We start from the raw sequence: 14,610 nt of genomic DNA on the forward strand, positions 1-14,610 counted from the left end.
GCAGATGTTGACTGGCTGTCCGCCATCGCGAGCAGGCTCGCTCCTACAGGGGAGGTGGTGCATGAGCTATCATTGCGTCTTTCTCATTCAAAGATTGATTGCCATGACTTCCCCAACCGACACCTTGCTCAATGCCCTCGAACACTGCGGAATGGTGGAGATCGACGGGCTGCATGCCTTCGAATTCGCCCTCGACGAGTTCGATAACCTGCACATTGAATGCATGGATGGCCGTGCGGCCAAACACTGGGAGTTCACTCCGGCGCAGGTCCAGGCCGCGACTTTCGACTCTACGCTGCAAAGCTGGTTGATCACCGGTGACTCGGGCGAACACCGTTTGGTGTGCCTGGGCGATGTCGTCAGCGGTGACAACGAAGAAGACGAACAAGACGATGCGTAACCTCTGGCCACTGTTGATGGCCGGCAGCATCGGCGCCATGGGCGTCCAGGTCGCATCCGCCGAGGACTATCAACTGCTGGTGGGCTCCTACACCGCTGGTCAAAGCCAGGGCATCTACCGCCTGGCGTTCGACAGCCGCGCCGGGCAGATCGATGCCAGCCCCCTGCAAGTGATCAAGAGCGAAAACCCGTCGTGGCTGACCCTGTCGAAAGATCAGCGACAGCTGTTCGTGGTCAACGAAAACGGCCCTGGCCAGACCGATCCGGTAGGGCGTGTCAGCAGTTTCGCGATCGATCCCAAGACCCACGCGCTGAGCCTGATCAGCCAGGTGCAAAGCCTGGGCAACGAGCCGACCCATTCCAGCCTCAGCATCGATGGCAGCCATTTGTTTGTCAGCAATTACTCGGTGGCCGAAGACCCGGGCGGCACCCTGGCGGTATTGCCGGTGGCGGCCGATGGCAAGCTCAAACCGGTGGTGCAGATGAGCAGCCACCCGGCGAGTCGGGTCAATCCCGAGCGCCAGGCCTCGGCCCACGTGCACTCGACGATCCCGTCGCCGGACGGCAAATACGTGTTCGCCAATGACCTGGGCGCCGACAAGGTGTTTGCCTACCGCTTCGACCCCAAGGCCAACCCGGAACTGCCGTTGACCCCGGCCACCCCGGCATTCGTGCAACTGCCGCCGGGCAGCGGGCCGCGCCACCTGCTGTTCAGCGCCGATGGCAAACACGCCTGGCTGACCATGGAAATGAGCGCGCAAGTGGCGGTGTTCGATTACCACAACGGCCAACTCGAACAGACGCAGATGGTCGATCTGGCTGCCGGGCAACCGGTATCGGACAAGGCTGCGGCGGCGTTGCATGCCTCGGCTGACGGCAAGTTCCTCTACGTCAGCAACCGTGGCACGGCCAATCAACTGCTGGTGTTTGCCATCGATCCGGCGACCGGCCACCTCAGTGAGCTGCAACGGCGGGCGGTGGAGGGTGATCATCCGCGGGAATTCAGCCTCGATCCGAGCGGCAAATTCCTGTTGATCGCCAACCAGAAGAGCAACCAGATTGTCGTCGTCGAACGCGACGTCAGGACCGGTCTGCTGGGCAAGACCGTGCAAAAACTGCCGATGGATGCCCCGAGCGACCTCAGGTTTCTGCTGCGTCAATAAGCCGCAGGCCCCGGTTGATGGGGCCTGCCTGCTTTTATCAATGACGCTGATATCTGGTACTGCTACAAAGCATTTCAAGGCACGAACCCTCGAGGGTTAAGTTTGCTTCACAGCCCCACCGGGCAAGCAAGCCAACCGAATCCGAGGAATACCGCCATGAACTTCAACATCTTCTCTGTCATCGCCGCTTCCGCCATTTCCGCCACCGTTGCGCTGCCAGCCAGTGCCAACGCTGAAATCAGCGACAAAAAAGCCCACACCCAGAGCTACACCCCGAAGTACCTGCAACAGAGCGCCAACTTCTACGCCGCGCTGGATCACAAAACCCAAGCCTGAACGTCAGCCCTGCCTTTATGCAGGAGCGAAGTCACTGATGATCGAAGAGCCTGATGTTGAAAAACAGGTGTTGAAAACGATCAGAGTGATGTCGCTCCTGCATAACGCATTTGCGACAGCATCACTTTGCCATCAATGTCGCGCTTGATATCACATTGCCATGAGTTTAAATTGACGCTGATTTTTGACTCCTCCTCACGGCAAGGATCGACAGCATGGTGACGCGTCTGGCATTGGTTCTACTTTTTCTCTATTCCACCCCCATTCTGTCGGCAGCCGACCCTGTTCCGAGTGAGCCGGATGCTGCGCGCGAGCGCTTGATGAGTTTTATTGAAGACTGAAATAGTCTGGCTTAATGATCAATGAAGTTGATGGTCACTATGGATATCCCTGAGTGGTTAACCCGGCTTTTTTGATCGATTCTGTGGGCATTGAAACATGCCTGCGGAGAACATCATGGCCAGCGCAATTCTCACTTCTGCCAAACACGGCGCCTATGTGGCAATCGGTCTTTACCTTGCCATGGTGCTGCTGGTCAGCCTTTCAGCGCAGTCGCAATCCACCTTCGAGGCGCCGATCCAGGTCGCTCATCCCGGCATCCAGTTTGAACACCGTGCGCAAAACGCCAGCGTTGATCAGGCTGAACTCGCAGGAGTCGTCGGCGCATGAAAGGACACAGACTCTGGGTCATCGCTTTCCTGGCGTTCATGACCAATGGATCCTCCCTGTTGGGGATCGGACAGGGCTCGGCAGGCTCGGTGGCACGGGCCATCGAAGCCAACCACAACATTGCCCGCAACATCGAAAACGCCAATGCCCAGGGCATGCTGGCCGGCAATCCGCCGATCAGGAGTGAAGGTGTGTTTTTCGGCCCGTTCCAGGTCGATTGCTCAGCCATCGGGATGTGTCAGGTTCTGGCCTGAGTCTTCGACGCACCACGGACCTTTGTAGGAGCCAGCCTGTTGGCGATGGTGTATCAGGCACCACAGCGTCAACTGACACACCTTCGCCAGCAAGCTGGCTCCTACAGGGGATGGTTATTTCTTCATGATTGATGTGAACAGGTCCGACTCCAAAAGCCGCTGTAGCCATGCCTGCAAGCGCAGGTAAGGCGTCTGCCCGAACCACTCGCGATCGACATGGGCGAATTGTCGTACGAACGGCATCAACGCCACATCCGCCAGGCTCGGATGGTCCGCCAGCAAATAGTCGCGCCCTTCCAGCAACTGATCCAGCCTGCGCAGGAACACCTCACCCTCAGTGCGATAAACCTCCATCGGCTGCTCGGGATAACGTTCCGCGTACTTGTAGCGATTCAAGTGCACCTTGAACACCTGATCGTTCTGTTCAATCAAAGGAGCGATTTGCTCCGCTGCGACAGGATCATCCTTGAGCAACCAGTCCTGCGGATCGTTCTGTGCCAGGGCCCAGCGCATGATGTCGAGGCTTTCGTCGATCACCCGGCCATCGGCGCTGAGCACCGGCACCGTGCCTTTGCCCGACAGCGCGAGCATCTCGGCGGGCTTGGCCTTCAGGCTGACTTCGACAATCTCCACGGCCACTCCCGAATAACGCAGGGCCATGCGTGCACGCATGGCGTATGGGCAGCGGCGGAAGGAATACAGCGTGTTCATTTCACCTCCAGGGTACTCAGGCCGTTGCCCTGGCGCTGGACCTGAATCTGCACCGGAATCCGTTCATGCATTTCCTGTACGTGGGAAATCACCGCGACCTTGCGGCCCTGGGCCTGCAAGCCGTCGAGGGCATCCATGGCCAGTTGCAGGGATTCGGGATCGAGGCTGCCGAAGCCTTCGTCGATGAACAGCGACTCGATTTTCAACGTGCTCGACGCCATTGACGCCAAACCGAGGGCCAGCGCCAGCGACACCAGGAAGGTCTCGCCACCGGACAGTGAGTGCACCGAGCGCAGTTCGTCGCCCATTTCCGTGTCCATCACCAGCAACCCGAGCATGCTGCCGCCGCGTTTGAGGCGATAGCGGCGCACCAGTTGGCGCAATTGCACGTTGGCGTGATGCACCAGCAGGTCGAGGTTGTAGGCCTGGGCGATCTTGCGGAAGGTGTCGCCGGTGGCGGAGCCGATCAACGCATTCAGGCGTGCCCAGCGTTGATACTCGTTGTAGGCGTCGGCAATCTGCTGCGCCAGGGCCTGATTGGCGTTCTGCCGGCGCTGGTCCTCGGCCTGATCGGCGCGCAGTTCGGCGCAGTGTTGCTCGCTGGCGTCAGCGAGGTTTTGCAGGTCGATCAGCGCACTGGCCAATTGCTCGACATCGAGGTTGCCGTTCTGTTGTGCCTGATGATTGAGCAGGTGTTTGTTGCGCTCCTGTACCAGGACGTTGGCCTGTTCGATGGCTTTCTCGCTGTGCTGCAAGCGCTGGCGCAGTTCGCTGACCTGGGTGTCGTCGACGCTCAACAAGTTTTCGAGGCCACCGTCATCCAGCTCGGGATGACGGGCACGCCAGTCGCCGATCTTGCCGGCGAGCTCAAGTTCTTCGCCTTCCAGTGCATGCAAGCGTTCGCGCTGGGCCTTGAGCTCGGCGGCGATTTGCACTGACTGCGTGACGACGCTTTGCAACGTCTGCGCAGTGCTGGCTTCGGCGCTGCGTGCCTGTTCCACGGTCTGTTCCAGTTGCTGCTGCCAATGCTCGGCGCTGCTGTGTTCGCCGAGTAATTGCCCGAGTGTGTGCTGGCTCGCCTGTTGCTGCTCGGCCAGCCCGGTGAATTGCTGTTCGGCGGCCTGCAATTGCTGCACGCGGCTTTGCTGGCGATCCTGTTCCTTCTCCAGGTGTTGCTGGCGCTGTTGCTGCTCGGCCAATTCTTCCTTTTGTTGTTCGAGTTGCGCCAGGCGCTCGGCGATCTGCCGGTCGAGCTGCATGAAGGTCGCCGCCGGTTCGACGCGCAGCGCTTGCAGGGTCTCGGCCGGCAGCAGGTTGGCGAATGCCTTGAGTTCTTCGTCCAGACGCTGGCGGTCGTTGTTCAATTCGCGCTGTTGATTGCTCAGGTGCTGGGCCGCTTGCTGGTGCGCGGTTTCGGCATGGCGCAGTTGCTGGGTCAGGCGTGCGGCATCCTGTTGCAGGGTGAGCAGCGCGCTCTGCCGTTGCTCGTCCTGGTTGATGCTTTGGTTGAGCTGACTGTTTTGCTGGACGAGCCAGGCATCGCGTTTGGCGGCATCCTGATTCAGCAGTTGGGCTGCCAGCGGGTGCGCTTCCAGGCTCGGTGCGAGGGCTTGCTGCTGGGTCGCCAGTTGCTCCTGCTGTTGCAGCAGTTCCTTTTGCTGGGCGATCAGCCCGCCGACTTCGGCACGCAGGTCAGTGAGTTTTTCCTTGAGCAGGTCGACGGCCTTTTGCGCGTTGGCCTGTTCGCTTTCATCAAAGCGACCGAGGCTTTGCAGCAAGGCTTCCGGCTGATGATACGGATGCTCGTTGCTGCCGCAGACCGGACATGGCTGATCGTCCTGCAACTGCGCGCGCAGCTCTTCGACACTGGCACTGCGCGCCAAACGCTGACGCTCCAGCAGTTCGCGAGTGACGTTGAGGGTCTGTTCGGCAACGCTCAGATCAGCCTTGGCCTTGACCCCGTCCTGGGTCAGGCGTTCGCGCTCCTGCTGCGCGGTGAGCTGGCGCTGTTGCAGCTCGGCGCTGCGTTTGTCCAGGTCCTGCTGGCTGGCCCACAGGCGCGCAAGGTCTTCGACGGCGCGCAGTTGCTTGCGGTTGTCCTGCAACAGGCTACCCAGGATGCCGATCTGTTCGGCGACGGCATCCGGTTCGGCACCGGCCTCCTTGAACAGCACCTCCAGTTGCTGCTTCTGCGCGGTGAGCGCCTGGTCGGTGCTCGCGGCGTTTTGTTCGAGGCTGGCCAGTTCGGCCTGGCCCTGATTCAGTCGATTGCCGATCAGCATCAACTGTTGCAGGCGATCACGGTAGGCATTCCAGGCATCGCTCAGCGGTGCCAGATGCGTGCTTTGCTCAAGCCCGGTGGCGATGCGCTGCAAGTCCCCGGCGCCTCGGGCTTGCTGATCGAGCAAGGTCTGAATCGTGCCCTGGCCCTGGGCGCAGGCCTGTTGCGCCTGCTGCCTGGCTTCGGCGCTGAGGGCTGTGTCCTTGGCCAGGCGGGCGAGGGTGCTTTGGGCTTCGAAGGCCTGACGCAGCAACGGCGCGCTGTCGGCTTGTCGCTGTTGGGTTTCGCTCAAGGCGATCCGGGCGCTGCTCAGCTGTTGCTCAAGCTGCGTCTGGTGCTCACCGAGTTCGCCATGTTGCTCCGTCTGCAAGGCAATTTGCGTCGCCAAGGGTGTCAGCAGCGCGTCAACCTCGGCTTTACGGGCGAACTGGTGCCGTTGCGGGGCCAGCTGTTCGAGACGGGTGAGCCTCAACCGCTCGCTGGCCAAGGCCTCCCAGTGGGTCTGCGCCGATTGCAGTTGTTCGCTGGCGGCCAGATGCTCGTCCTGCAATCGACGCAGGTCCTTGAGCCAGGTGTCCTGCAGTTCAAGCTGTTTGAGTTGTGCCTGTTGGGTCTTGAGTTGTTGCTGCGCCTGGCTGAAGCGCTCATCCAGTTCCGCGCGGGCTTCGGGTGACAGCGGCGTTACCCCGCTGGCCTGATCCTGCAGCAGCTTGTGCGCCTCGCGGGCCTCCTTGGTCTTGTCGAAGGCCCGACGACCGAGACGGGTGTAGAGCGCGGTGTCGGTGAGTTTTTCCAGCAGTTCGCTGCGGTCGTTGTCGTCGGCCTTGAGGAACGCGCTGAACTCGCTTTGCGCCAACATTACCGCGCGGGTGAATTGTTCGAAATTCAGCCCCAGCGCGGCTTCGAGCTGAGTCTTGTATTCGCCTTTCTGGCTGGCGAGCAATTGATCCTGATCGATGTCACGCAAGCTCTGGCGGCTGGCCTGCAGCTTGCCAGCGGCCTTGTCCCGGGCGCGATTGGCCTCCCAGCGGGCGCGGTAGCGGCGGCCGTCGACGCCGACGAAATCCACTTCCGCATAGCCTTCACCCGTGCCGCGACGCAGCAGGGTGCGCGGGTCGCCGGTAGCGATTTCGCCGTCGGCATCCGGCACCTTGGCGTCGCGCCCGGTGTTGTTCAGGCGCGGTACGGCGCCAAACAGCGCCAGGCACAGGGCATCGAGCAAGGTGCTTTTACCAGCGCCGGTGGGGCCGGTGATGGCGAACAGTCCGGCACTGGCCAGGGGTTCGGCAGTGAAGTCGATTTCAAATGGCCCGGCCAGGGAGGCGAGGTTTTTCAGGCGGATCGCGAGGATTTTCATGGTTGTTCGCTCTCCATCTGCACGTCCTGCAACAGCTCGGCAAAGTCCTTGAGGGTCTGTTCGTCGACCTCGCTGCCGTAGTTGTCCTGCCAGGCGCGGCTGAACAGTTCCTGAGGCGTGAGTTGGTCCAGTTCGATCAGCGCGCTGCCTTCGTCGGCACCGTCACGGCCGCCGTTGCCGGCGTACTCGGCGGCGATGCGCACCAGGCGCACGGCCTTGCCTTGCAGGGCGGTTTCCACTTGATTGCGCAGGTCAGGCTGCGGCTCGTCGAGGCGCACCCGCACCTCCAGCCATGGCTGGCGCTGGATGTCGGCCAACAGGTCGATGTTCGGCAAATCCGCCAGTTGCACCAGGATCTCGCTCAATGGCGCCGGGCCGATGCGTTGCAGGTTGACCGCGCGGGGGATCAGTTTCGGCTCGACGCTGAGCAGGGTTTCGCCATCGAGTTTGATGTCGAGGATCTGGTGCTGATAGCTGATCTCGGAGAACGACAACGGAATCGGCGAGCCGCTGTAGCGGATGCGCTCCTCGCCATTGACCTTCTGCGGCTTGTGCAAGTGACCGAGGGCAACGTAACTGATGCTCGGTCCGAACAGGCTGGCGGGCAGGGCTTCGGCATTGCCGATGATCAGGCTGCGCTCCGAGTCTTCCGACACCGAACCGCCCGCCATGTGCGCGTGACTGATGGCGATCAGCGCCTGGCCTTTCTTGCGCTTTGCGTTCGCCGCCTCGATCAGCCATTCATGGACCTGGCCAATGCCACGCAGGTAGTTGTCGCCCAGATGCGCGCCGGTGACTTCGGCAGGGCGCAGGAACGGCAGCGCCAGGCACCAGGCGACGGTTTTGCCCTTGGCATCCGGCAGCGGCAACAGCAAACGCTCGGCATCCAGTTGCCCGTCATCCAGCCACAACACACGGCCCAGCGCATGCGTGCGCAAGCGGCGCATCAACGGCGCGGGCAGTTCGATCCGCGAGCCGGAATCGTGGTTGCCGGCAATCATCACGATGGTCAGCAACGGCTGCTGTTCGTGGGCGCTGACGATGAAGTCGTAGAGACGCTCCTGGGCTTTGACCGGCGGATTGACCGTGTCGAAGATATCGCCGGCAATCAACAGCACATCCGGCTGGTCGAGCTTCAATTGACGCAACAGCCACTCGAGAAAACAGCCGTGTTCGAAATCGCGATCCTGGCCGTGCAGGTTCTGCCCGAGGTGCCAGTCGGAGGTGTGAAACAAGCGCAAGGCGAACTCCGCTACAAAATAGGTAATGGCCGCGTGAAAAATGAAGGCGGCGAAAGGGGGAAGAGTTTACTGGTAAACCGGTCGGGTGTGGTTGCACACCAAATTTCTTATGGCAGGGAGTTCTGTGGCGAGGACGGCTGCCTGTGGCGAGGGGGCTTGCCTGTGGCGAGGGGGCTTGCCCCCGTTGGGCTGCGGAGCGGCCCCAGATTTTTTTCTGGTACACCGAGCCGCCCGGATTTACGGACGCTTCGCGCCCGAACGGGGGCAAGCCCCCTCGCCACAAATGCATCTTTGTCGCCAGGTCGGTGTTTACTTGGGATAAAGCGGCGGCAACCCACTGTCACCGACAGGGTCCTGAACCCGTTCGGCCATCGGGATCGCCTTGATCGCCCGCCACAGTTCGTCACCTTGCCAATACTGGCCGGTTTCGCTGTACAGCGCGCCGTTCAGGCCGTCGAGGGCGTCGGACAGAGGTACGAAGCGGGCGGCCATGTCGGCCAGGGTTTCCGGCTGCTGGCGGGCCCAGGCGTCGAGAGCCTGGCGGGTGGCGTGGGAGTCGTTGGCCTGGCAGGCGCGCTTGAGGTCGTCGAGCACGGTGCGCGGGCTCGGGCCGGTTTGCGCGACACGCGCCACCGCCGGTTGCCAGCGGGCACGCCACCAGAGGCCAAAGCCGAGCAGGGTGGTGCAGGCCAGGATCAAGGTACTGAGCTTCCAGCGCCAGAGTGCTTCGCTGTCGACGCTGGCATCGACCGGTGAGGCGCCGGCCGGGGTGTCGGCCAGCAGGCTCGGATTGGCCACCACGTGCAGCGTGCGAGCAGGCAGGCTGCTGTGTTCCAGATGATCTTCGAAGGTGTTCCACCAGACCACGTTGACGGTGGGCAGCTCGATGGCGCCGGTCCTTGTCGGCACCAGGGCCTCGCGGTCTTCACGACTGCCGACCAGGCCGCGTTCGCTGTTCTGGTTGCCGAGCACCGGTTGATCCGGGTAGCGGCGCAGGCCGCCGACGTCGGTGCCGGGCAGCGGTGGCAGTTGGGTGCTGGACAAGCCTTCGGCCTTCACCGTCAGGCTGCGGGTCAGCGAATCGCCGACCTGAGTGTGATCCGGCTCCGGGTTCCAGATTTCGCTCAGGGTCAGGCTGCGGGCAGGCAGCCAGGGCGCGTCGGCCGGATAGGTGAGGGGCTTGGCCTTGACCGTCAACAGCAGTTCGGCCGAGGTGACGCGCATCAGCTTGCCGGCTTTTGGCCCCTGGGCTGCGTCCTGTACCGGTTGTGGGTCGACCAGCGCGGCGTTGAAGACCTGTGCCGGAATGATCAGTTCGCCGCTGTGTTGCGGGTAGATCGCGTAGCGCATTTCGATCACGCCATGGCGCAGGCCGTCGATGTCCTTTTCGTAGGTGCGTGAGTCGCCCAATTGTTCGATGCGTGCGTCAGGTATCTGCAAGGGTGGCAGGCTGCTGTCGTCGTACAGCGACACCGAATGGTAGATGCGCAGGGTCAGGACCGCCTGGGCCTGCACGTACACGCTGGTTTGATCGAGGCTGGCATCGATGAACACCGCGGCCCGCTGGTTCGGGTTGTCCGGTGTTGCGCTCTCGACCACTTGCAGGGTGATCGGCTGGCTCTGCAATTCCCCCAGTTGCAATGACGGAATCACCACGCTGCCGTTTTGCCGGGGCAGGAGGGTGACGATCCAGCGGGTGGTGGCCTGGTTTTCTCCGCTCAGGGTGTTCAGCTGGTTGACCTGGCGTGTGCCGCGCACTTCGAACAACGGCTCCAGCGCCGCCAGGTCCGGTTTGCCGAACTGAGTGACATCGCTGGATTCCAGGGTCAGCTCGACCGTCTCGCCTGAGCTCAGGCGACTGCGATCAACACTGGCGACCAGTTCTGCTGCCTGTGCCTGAACGGTGCAGAACAACAGGCCATGCAGCAGCGCGAGCAATAAAACGGTGAAGCGGGTCATCGAGTTTCTTCCTGATCCTGATGTTGTTGCTGTTCGTACCAGAATTTGCGCCTGAGCAGTTCACCGGGGTCATCCGGGATCTGTCGCAGCCATTGCTCCAGTGCCTGGCGCTGCTCACCTTCGATGCTGTCGGTGGCCGGGCGCAAGGGCGGTGTGGTGTGTTGTTCGTCACCCAGTTCGCTGCCCGGAACCTCGTTGCCACCCGGTTTCGGCGGTGTGGTGGGTGGTTGTTCCTCACCCGGGCGGCTCGGTTGCCCCTCGGTTTTCGGTTCGCCGCTGCTCGAGGGTTGTGCGGCGGCACCTGGCGGTGGCTCCGGCGATTCGGCTTCGGGCCGGGCGTTGCTGGCGGCGTCTGGCTCAGGAGGAGTATTTTTCTCCTTGAGCAGGCGTTCGACCAGCGCCTTGTTGGTCAGTGCCGGACGCAAATCCGGTTGACGTTCCAGTGCCTGTTCGTAAGCGTCCAGGGCTGCCTCCAGCTCACCGCTTTTGGCCAGGGCATTGCCTCGATTGTAGTGGGAGTGGGCATCGTCGCCTTCGGCAAACCGCTCGGCGGCGCCTGCGTAGTCGCCGGCCTCATAGAGCGCCACGCCTTGCCACTGATGATTTTCGAAGCGTCGGGAGGCCTCCGCAGGGCGCTTCTGCTTGAGTAAATGCAAGCCTTGTTGATCTGGTCGCAGCCAAAGGTCTGCGAGGTCGAAGGCGTAGCTCGGTTGAGGCAGCGCCAATAGCAGCGGCAGGCACAGCAGCCAACCGCGACGCCCCGCGCAGGCCGCGAGCAGCAGCAGTGGCAGCAGCAGCCAGTACCCCTGATCGGCCCAGGTGTCCAGGCGCAAGGTCTGACCGTCGTTGCGCAAGTGGCGTGGACCGTCGAGCAGGCCAAGGGCATGCAGGTCGCTATCGTCCAGGCGCGCCTGGCGATAGCGCCCATCCAGGTCGTTGGCAAAATTTTTCAAGCCGGGCTCGTCCAGGCGCGGCACGAGAATGGCGCCTTGTTCATCCTTGAGGAAGCTGCCGTCTTCCTGGGTGATCGGCGAGCCTTCGGCGGTGCCGATGCCGAGCATCAAAAATTGAGTCGATTTGCCGTTCAGCGCGCGACGGATGCCCAGTCGCTCCTGGTCGGTCAGGGACGATCCAATCAGCAGGATCCGGCCATCGCCCAAAGCAGCCTGTTCGAGCAACGCCAGGGCCTTGAGCACCGCCAGATCGGCGCGATGACCGGCCGCTGGCATCAACGACGGTTTCAGTGCATCCAACAGATTGCGGCTGGTGGAAAGATCATCTGACAGCGGCACCAGTGTGTGGGCACTGCCGGCGTAGACGACGATGGCGGTTTGCGCGTCGCTGCGAATCTGTAGCAGATCAAGCACCTTGCGTCGTGCCTGTTCGAGTCGGTTGGGTGTGACGTCGGTGGCGAGCATTTCCGGGGTCAGTTCGAGAATCACCACCAGCGGATCGGCGGGCTTTTGACTGGTCTGCTCGACACGCTGCCAGCCCGGACCCAGCAGGGCGAGCACGGTCAACAGCCACGCGAGACCGAGGGCGATCCAGGGCAATTTACTGTCACGTCCACTGCCACCGCTGAGCAATGTCGTGTGAAACGCCGCAGGCAGGATCATCTGCCAGCGCCCAGCGCGCTTCTTGCGGTGCCAGAGTTGCCAGAGCAACCAGCCAAGCACCGGCAGCAACAGCAGCCACCAGGGGCGGAACCAGTACGGCCACAGCGCACTCATCGGCGCCTCCGCAGGCGCAGGCGTTTGAGACGCTGGCGCCAGTCAGGCAGCAATTGCGTTTGCAAAAACAGATCCCTGGTAAACAGGCGTTGCAACGGGTTGTCCGGCCAGAGTACGGGGGCCAGCAGCAGCATGCTCAACCACAGCGCCAGGGCCAGCGGCCAGTGATACAACGCTTGGGCCGGGCGGGCCTGGGTCGGTTGCTGGGTCACGGGCTCCAGTTGGTCAAGGGTGTCCTTGATCGATTGCAGTTCCTTGCCATCGTGGGCGCGGAAGTACTGACCGCCGGTGACTTCGGCGATGGCCTTGAGGGACGGCTCGTCGAGGTCCAGGCTCGGGTTCACGCCGAGGAAACCCACGGAACCGCTTTGCTCTGGATCGGCGCCAATGCCGATCGGATAGATTTTCACGCCTTCCTTGGCCGCCAGCCGGGCGGCGGTGAACGGGTCGATTTCACCGCCATTGTTGGCGCCGTCGGTGACCAGAATCAGCACGCGACTTGTTGCCGGACGCGAGCGCAGGCGCTTGAGGGCCAGGCCGATAGCATCGCCGATGGCGGTGTTTTTGCCGGCAATGCCGATACGCGCTTCATCGAGCCAGACGCGCACGGTGTGGCGGTCGAAGGTCAGCGGCGCCTGCAGGTAGGCCTGGCTACCGAACAGGATCAGGCCGACCCGGTCACCTTCGCGGCTTTCGAGGAAATCGCCGAGCAGGTGCTGGACCAACGCCAGTCGGCTCACTTCTTCGTCCTGCCACTGCATGTCAGGGAAGTCCATGGAACCGGAAACGTCCACCGCCACCAGCAAGTCACGGCCACTGGCGGCAATCGGCAAGGGTTCGCCGAGCCATTGCGGGCGTGCCGCCGCGACCAGCAGCAACAGCCACAGCACTATGAACGGTGCCTGCTGGCGCCATGCTGGCAGGTTGGCCCGGGCGCGACGCCCGGCGAGGCCTTCCAGGTCGCTGAGGAAGCTGACCTTGAGCGCCGGTTCGCCACTGTCGGCCACCGGCAATATGATGCGCATCAGCCACGGCAGCGGCAGAAGGGCAAAAATCCACGGCCAGGCGAACTCAAACATGCTTGCGAATCCATGTGTCGACGGCCTGGGTCAGGCCGGCGATGGCCTTGTCGTCGAGTTTGCATTCGGGTTTGTAGGCGCCTTCGACCAGCACCATCCAGCGAGTCAGGCCGGCGGCCGGGCAGCGATTGTCGAGGAACGCCAGCCATTTTCGCCCGTTGAGGGTGTGGCTCTGGCTGTAGGGGTAATGGTTGCGGCACAGGCGTTTGAGCAAACCGTTGAGTTGCTGCAGCCAGGCACCGGCCGGCGCACCGTCATAGGGTTTGGGCATCAAGGCCAGCTCCGCCAGGGCGGCAAGACGCACCGGGTCAAGCGGCTGTTCTGCACGCACCACGGGACGCCTGTCCGGAATAAAACGACGCAGCTTCCACAGGCCCAAACCGATCAGCGGCACCAACAGAAGCAGCAACCACCAACCCGGTGCCGGAGGCCAGAATTCCACCGGTGGCGGGGATATCAGTGGTTGCAGTTGATCAAGGCTGCTCATCGACCTTTCCCCGGTTTCTGTGGGTTCAGGTACTCGCGCAGTTGCTCGACCATCTCGCTCTGAGTGCTCAACGGCATCATCAGCACCCGCAGTTTTTGCGCGAGCAGCTCCCAGCGCGCGATACGCACTTCAGCCTGGGCCCGGTAAGCCTGGCGCAGGTCGAAATTCAGCGTATCGAGTTCCAATTGCGCTCCGCGCTCGGCGAAACGTAAAAGGCCGGCGGCGGGCAGGGCATGATCCAGCGGATCGGACACCGGCAGCAGCAACAGATCGCAATGACGCGATAACAGGCTCAGCTGTTGCTCGGCGCTTTCCGATAGCGCGCGTTCGTCGCAAATCACAATGACAAGGCTGCCCGGACGTGACACCTCACGCGCTCGGCGCAAGGCAATGCCAAAGGCGTCGCGGTCCGGCTCGCCCTCGGTGGTCAGCGACCGGTTGACCCGCACCAGCCGGTTGAGCAACTGCAGCAGGCTTTGCTTGCTGCGCCGAGGCTTGATTTCATAGTGCTCATTGTCGCCATACACCAGCCCGCCGACCCGGTCGTTGTGGCCCAGGGCTGCCCAACCGATCAGGCTCGCGGCCTGGGCGGCGAGCACCGACTTGAACATCAGGCCCGACCCGAAAAACAGCCGGTGGCTTTGTTCGACCATGATGAATATCGGCCGCTCACGTTCTTCGTGGAACAGTTTGGTGTGAGGCTCCTGGGTGCGCGCGGTCACACGCCAGTCAATGGTGCGCACATCGTCGCCGGCCTGATAGACCCGCACCTGATCGAAGTCGACGCCACGCCCGCGCAATTTGGAATGGTGCAGGCCGATCAGCGGGCTGCGTTGGCCAGGCGTGGAAAACAGCTGCACTTCGCGCACGCGATGGCGCATCTCGATCAGGTCGGCGAGGCTGACACGGATGCCCGGCTCGGGCGGCAGGCTGGCGTTCATCGG

The 14,610-nt window shown here is 62.4% G+C and carries 14 protein-coding genes; 6 read left to right on the plus strand and 8 right to left on the minus strand.

What is annotated here, in order from left to right:
* Positions 1–61: 61 nt before the first annotated feature.
* The 6 genes from AC1RDQ_RS08565 (at position 62) to AC1RDQ_RS08590 (ending at position 2,821) form a co-directional block, all read left to right on the plus strand.
* On the plus strand, positions 62–400 hold the full coding sequence (locus AC1RDQ_RS08565) for a DUF5629 family protein (protein WP_218496058.1): 339 nt from the start codon (positions 62–64) through the stop codon (positions 398–400).
* Entirely contained in the window at positions 393–1,562 is a 1,170-nt protein-coding gene (locus tag AC1RDQ_RS08570; RefSeq protein WP_492586926.1) for a lactonase family protein, read from the plus strand. The genes AC1RDQ_RS08565 and AC1RDQ_RS08570 overlap by 8 nt, the downstream gene beginning before the upstream one ends.
* 156 nt (positions 1,563–1,718) lie before the next feature.
* Complete coding sequence (locus tag AC1RDQ_RS08575) at positions 1,719–1,898, plus strand: hypothetical protein (RefSeq protein WP_492586928.1); 180 nt, start codon at positions 1,719–1,721, stop codon at positions 1,896–1,898.
* Positions 1,899–2,113: 215 nt separating this feature from the next.
* A complete protein-coding gene (locus tag AC1RDQ_RS08580; RefSeq protein ID WP_256353340.1) occupies positions 2,114–2,239 on the plus strand; it encodes a hypothetical protein in 126 nt (41 codons plus the stop codon).
* Positions 2,240–2,354: 115 nt separating this feature from the next.
* On the plus strand, positions 2,355–2,567 hold the full coding sequence (locus AC1RDQ_RS08585; RefSeq protein ID WP_057716614.1) for a hypothetical protein: 213 nt from the start codon (positions 2,355–2,357) through the stop codon (positions 2,565–2,567).
* Positions 2,564–2,821 (plus strand): hypothetical protein, encoded by a 258-nt coding sequence (locus AC1RDQ_RS08590; protein WP_492586929.1) that lies wholly within the window; start codon positions 2,564–2,566, stop codon positions 2,819–2,821. The genes AC1RDQ_RS08585 and AC1RDQ_RS08590 overlap by 4 nt, the downstream gene beginning before the upstream one ends.
* A gap of 114 nt (positions 2,822–2,935) precedes the next feature.
* Here the strand turns inward: AC1RDQ_RS08590 and AC1RDQ_RS08595 are convergent, their stop codons facing one another.
* From AC1RDQ_RS08595 to AC1RDQ_RS08630, 8 genes are all read right to left on the minus strand, one after another.
* Positions 2,936–3,532 (minus strand): glutathione S-transferase, encoded by a 597-nt coding sequence (locus AC1RDQ_RS08595; protein WP_492586931.1) that lies wholly within the window; start codon positions 3,530–3,532, stop codon positions 2,936–2,938.
* On the minus strand, positions 3,529–7,170 hold the full coding sequence (locus AC1RDQ_RS08600; protein WP_492586932.1) for an AAA family ATPase: 3,642 nt from the start codon (positions 7,168–7,170) through the stop codon (positions 3,529–3,531). Before AC1RDQ_RS08600 ends, AC1RDQ_RS08595 begins: the two co-directional genes overlap by 4 nt.
* Positions 7,167–8,411 carry an exonuclease SbcCD subunit D C-terminal domain-containing protein gene (locus AC1RDQ_RS08605; RefSeq protein ID WP_492586934.1) on the minus strand — a complete coding sequence of 415 codons (1,245 nt, stop codon included), beginning with the start codon at positions 8,409–8,411 and terminating at the stop codon, positions 7,167–7,169. Before AC1RDQ_RS08605 ends, AC1RDQ_RS08600 begins: the two co-directional genes overlap by 4 nt.
* A gap of 309 nt (positions 8,412–8,720) precedes the next feature.
* Positions 8,721–10,370, minus strand: a complete 1,650-nt coding sequence (locus tag AC1RDQ_RS08610) for a BatD family protein (protein WP_492586936.1) — start codon at positions 10,368–10,370, stop codon at positions 8,721–8,723.
* Entirely contained in the window at positions 10,367–12,100 is a 1,734-nt protein-coding gene (locus AC1RDQ_RS08615; protein ID WP_492586938.1) for a vWA domain-containing protein, read from the minus strand. Before AC1RDQ_RS08615 ends, AC1RDQ_RS08610 begins: the two co-directional genes overlap by 4 nt.
* Entirely contained in the window at positions 12,097–13,179 is a 1,083-nt protein-coding gene (locus AC1RDQ_RS08620) for a vWA domain-containing protein (protein WP_057715005.1), read from the minus strand. Before AC1RDQ_RS08620 ends, AC1RDQ_RS08615 begins: the two co-directional genes overlap by 4 nt.
* Complete coding sequence (locus tag AC1RDQ_RS08625) at positions 13,172–13,666, minus strand: DUF4381 domain-containing protein (protein ID WP_057715004.1); 495 nt, start codon at positions 13,664–13,666, stop codon at positions 13,172–13,174. Before AC1RDQ_RS08625 ends, AC1RDQ_RS08620 begins: the two co-directional genes overlap by 8 nt.
* Entirely contained in the window at positions 13,663–14,607 is a 945-nt protein-coding gene (locus AC1RDQ_RS08630) for a DUF58 domain-containing protein (protein WP_218496037.1), read from the minus strand. Before AC1RDQ_RS08630 ends, AC1RDQ_RS08625 begins: the two co-directional genes overlap by 4 nt.
* Positions 14,608–14,610: the final 3 nt, after the last annotated feature.

This window comes from Pseudomonas sp. GW823-FHT02E01 (genome assembly GCF_058797535.1).

Excerpts from the sequence above, each read along its gene's own strand:
- AC1RDQ_RS08565 (WP_218496058.1), top strand. The coding sequence starts at position 62 with ATGAGCTATCATTGCGTCTTTCTCATTCAAAGATTGATTGCCATGACT.
- AC1RDQ_RS08570 (WP_492586926.1), top strand. The coding sequence starts at position 393 with ATGCGTAACCTCTGGCCACTGTTGATGGCCGGCAGCATCGGCGCCATG.
- AC1RDQ_RS08575 (WP_492586928.1), top strand. The coding sequence starts at position 1,719 with ATGAACTTCAACATCTTCTCTGTCATCGCCGCTTCCGCCATTTCCGCC.
- AC1RDQ_RS08580 (WP_256353340.1), top strand. The coding sequence starts at position 2,114 with ATGGTGACGCGTCTGGCATTGGTTCTACTTTTTCTCTATTCCACCCCC.
- AC1RDQ_RS08585 (WP_057716614.1), top strand. The coding sequence starts at position 2,355 with ATGGCCAGCGCAATTCTCACTTCTGCCAAACACGGCGCCTATGTGGCA.
- AC1RDQ_RS08590 (WP_492586929.1), top strand. The coding sequence starts at position 2,564 with ATGAAAGGACACAGACTCTGGGTCATCGCTTTCCTGGCGTTCATGACC.
- AC1RDQ_RS08595 (WP_492586931.1), bottom strand. The coding sequence starts at position 3,532 with ATGAACACGCTGTATTCCTTCCGCCGCTGCCCATACGCCATGCGTGCA.
- AC1RDQ_RS08600 (WP_492586932.1), bottom strand. The coding sequence starts at position 7,170 with ATGAAAATCCTCGCGATCCGCCTGAAAAACCTCGCCTCCCTGGCCGGG.
- AC1RDQ_RS08610 (WP_492586936.1), bottom strand. The coding sequence starts at position 10,370 with ATGACCCGCTTCACCGTTTTATTGCTCGCGCTGCTGCATGGCCTGTTG.
- AC1RDQ_RS08615 (WP_492586938.1), bottom strand. The coding sequence starts at position 12,100 with ATGAGTGCGCTGTGGCCGTACTGGTTCCGCCCCTGGTGGCTGCTGTTG.
- AC1RDQ_RS08620 (WP_057715005.1), bottom strand. The coding sequence starts at position 13,179 with ATGTTTGAGTTCGCCTGGCCGTGGATTTTTGCCCTTCTGCCGCTGCCG.
- AC1RDQ_RS08625 (WP_057715004.1), bottom strand. The coding sequence starts at position 13,666 with ATGAGCAGCCTTGATCAACTGCAACCACTGATATCCCCGCCACCGGTG.
- AC1RDQ_RS08630 (WP_218496037.1), bottom strand. The coding sequence starts at position 14,607 with ATGAACGCCAGCCTGCCGCCCGAGCCGGGCATCCGTGTCAGCCTCGCC.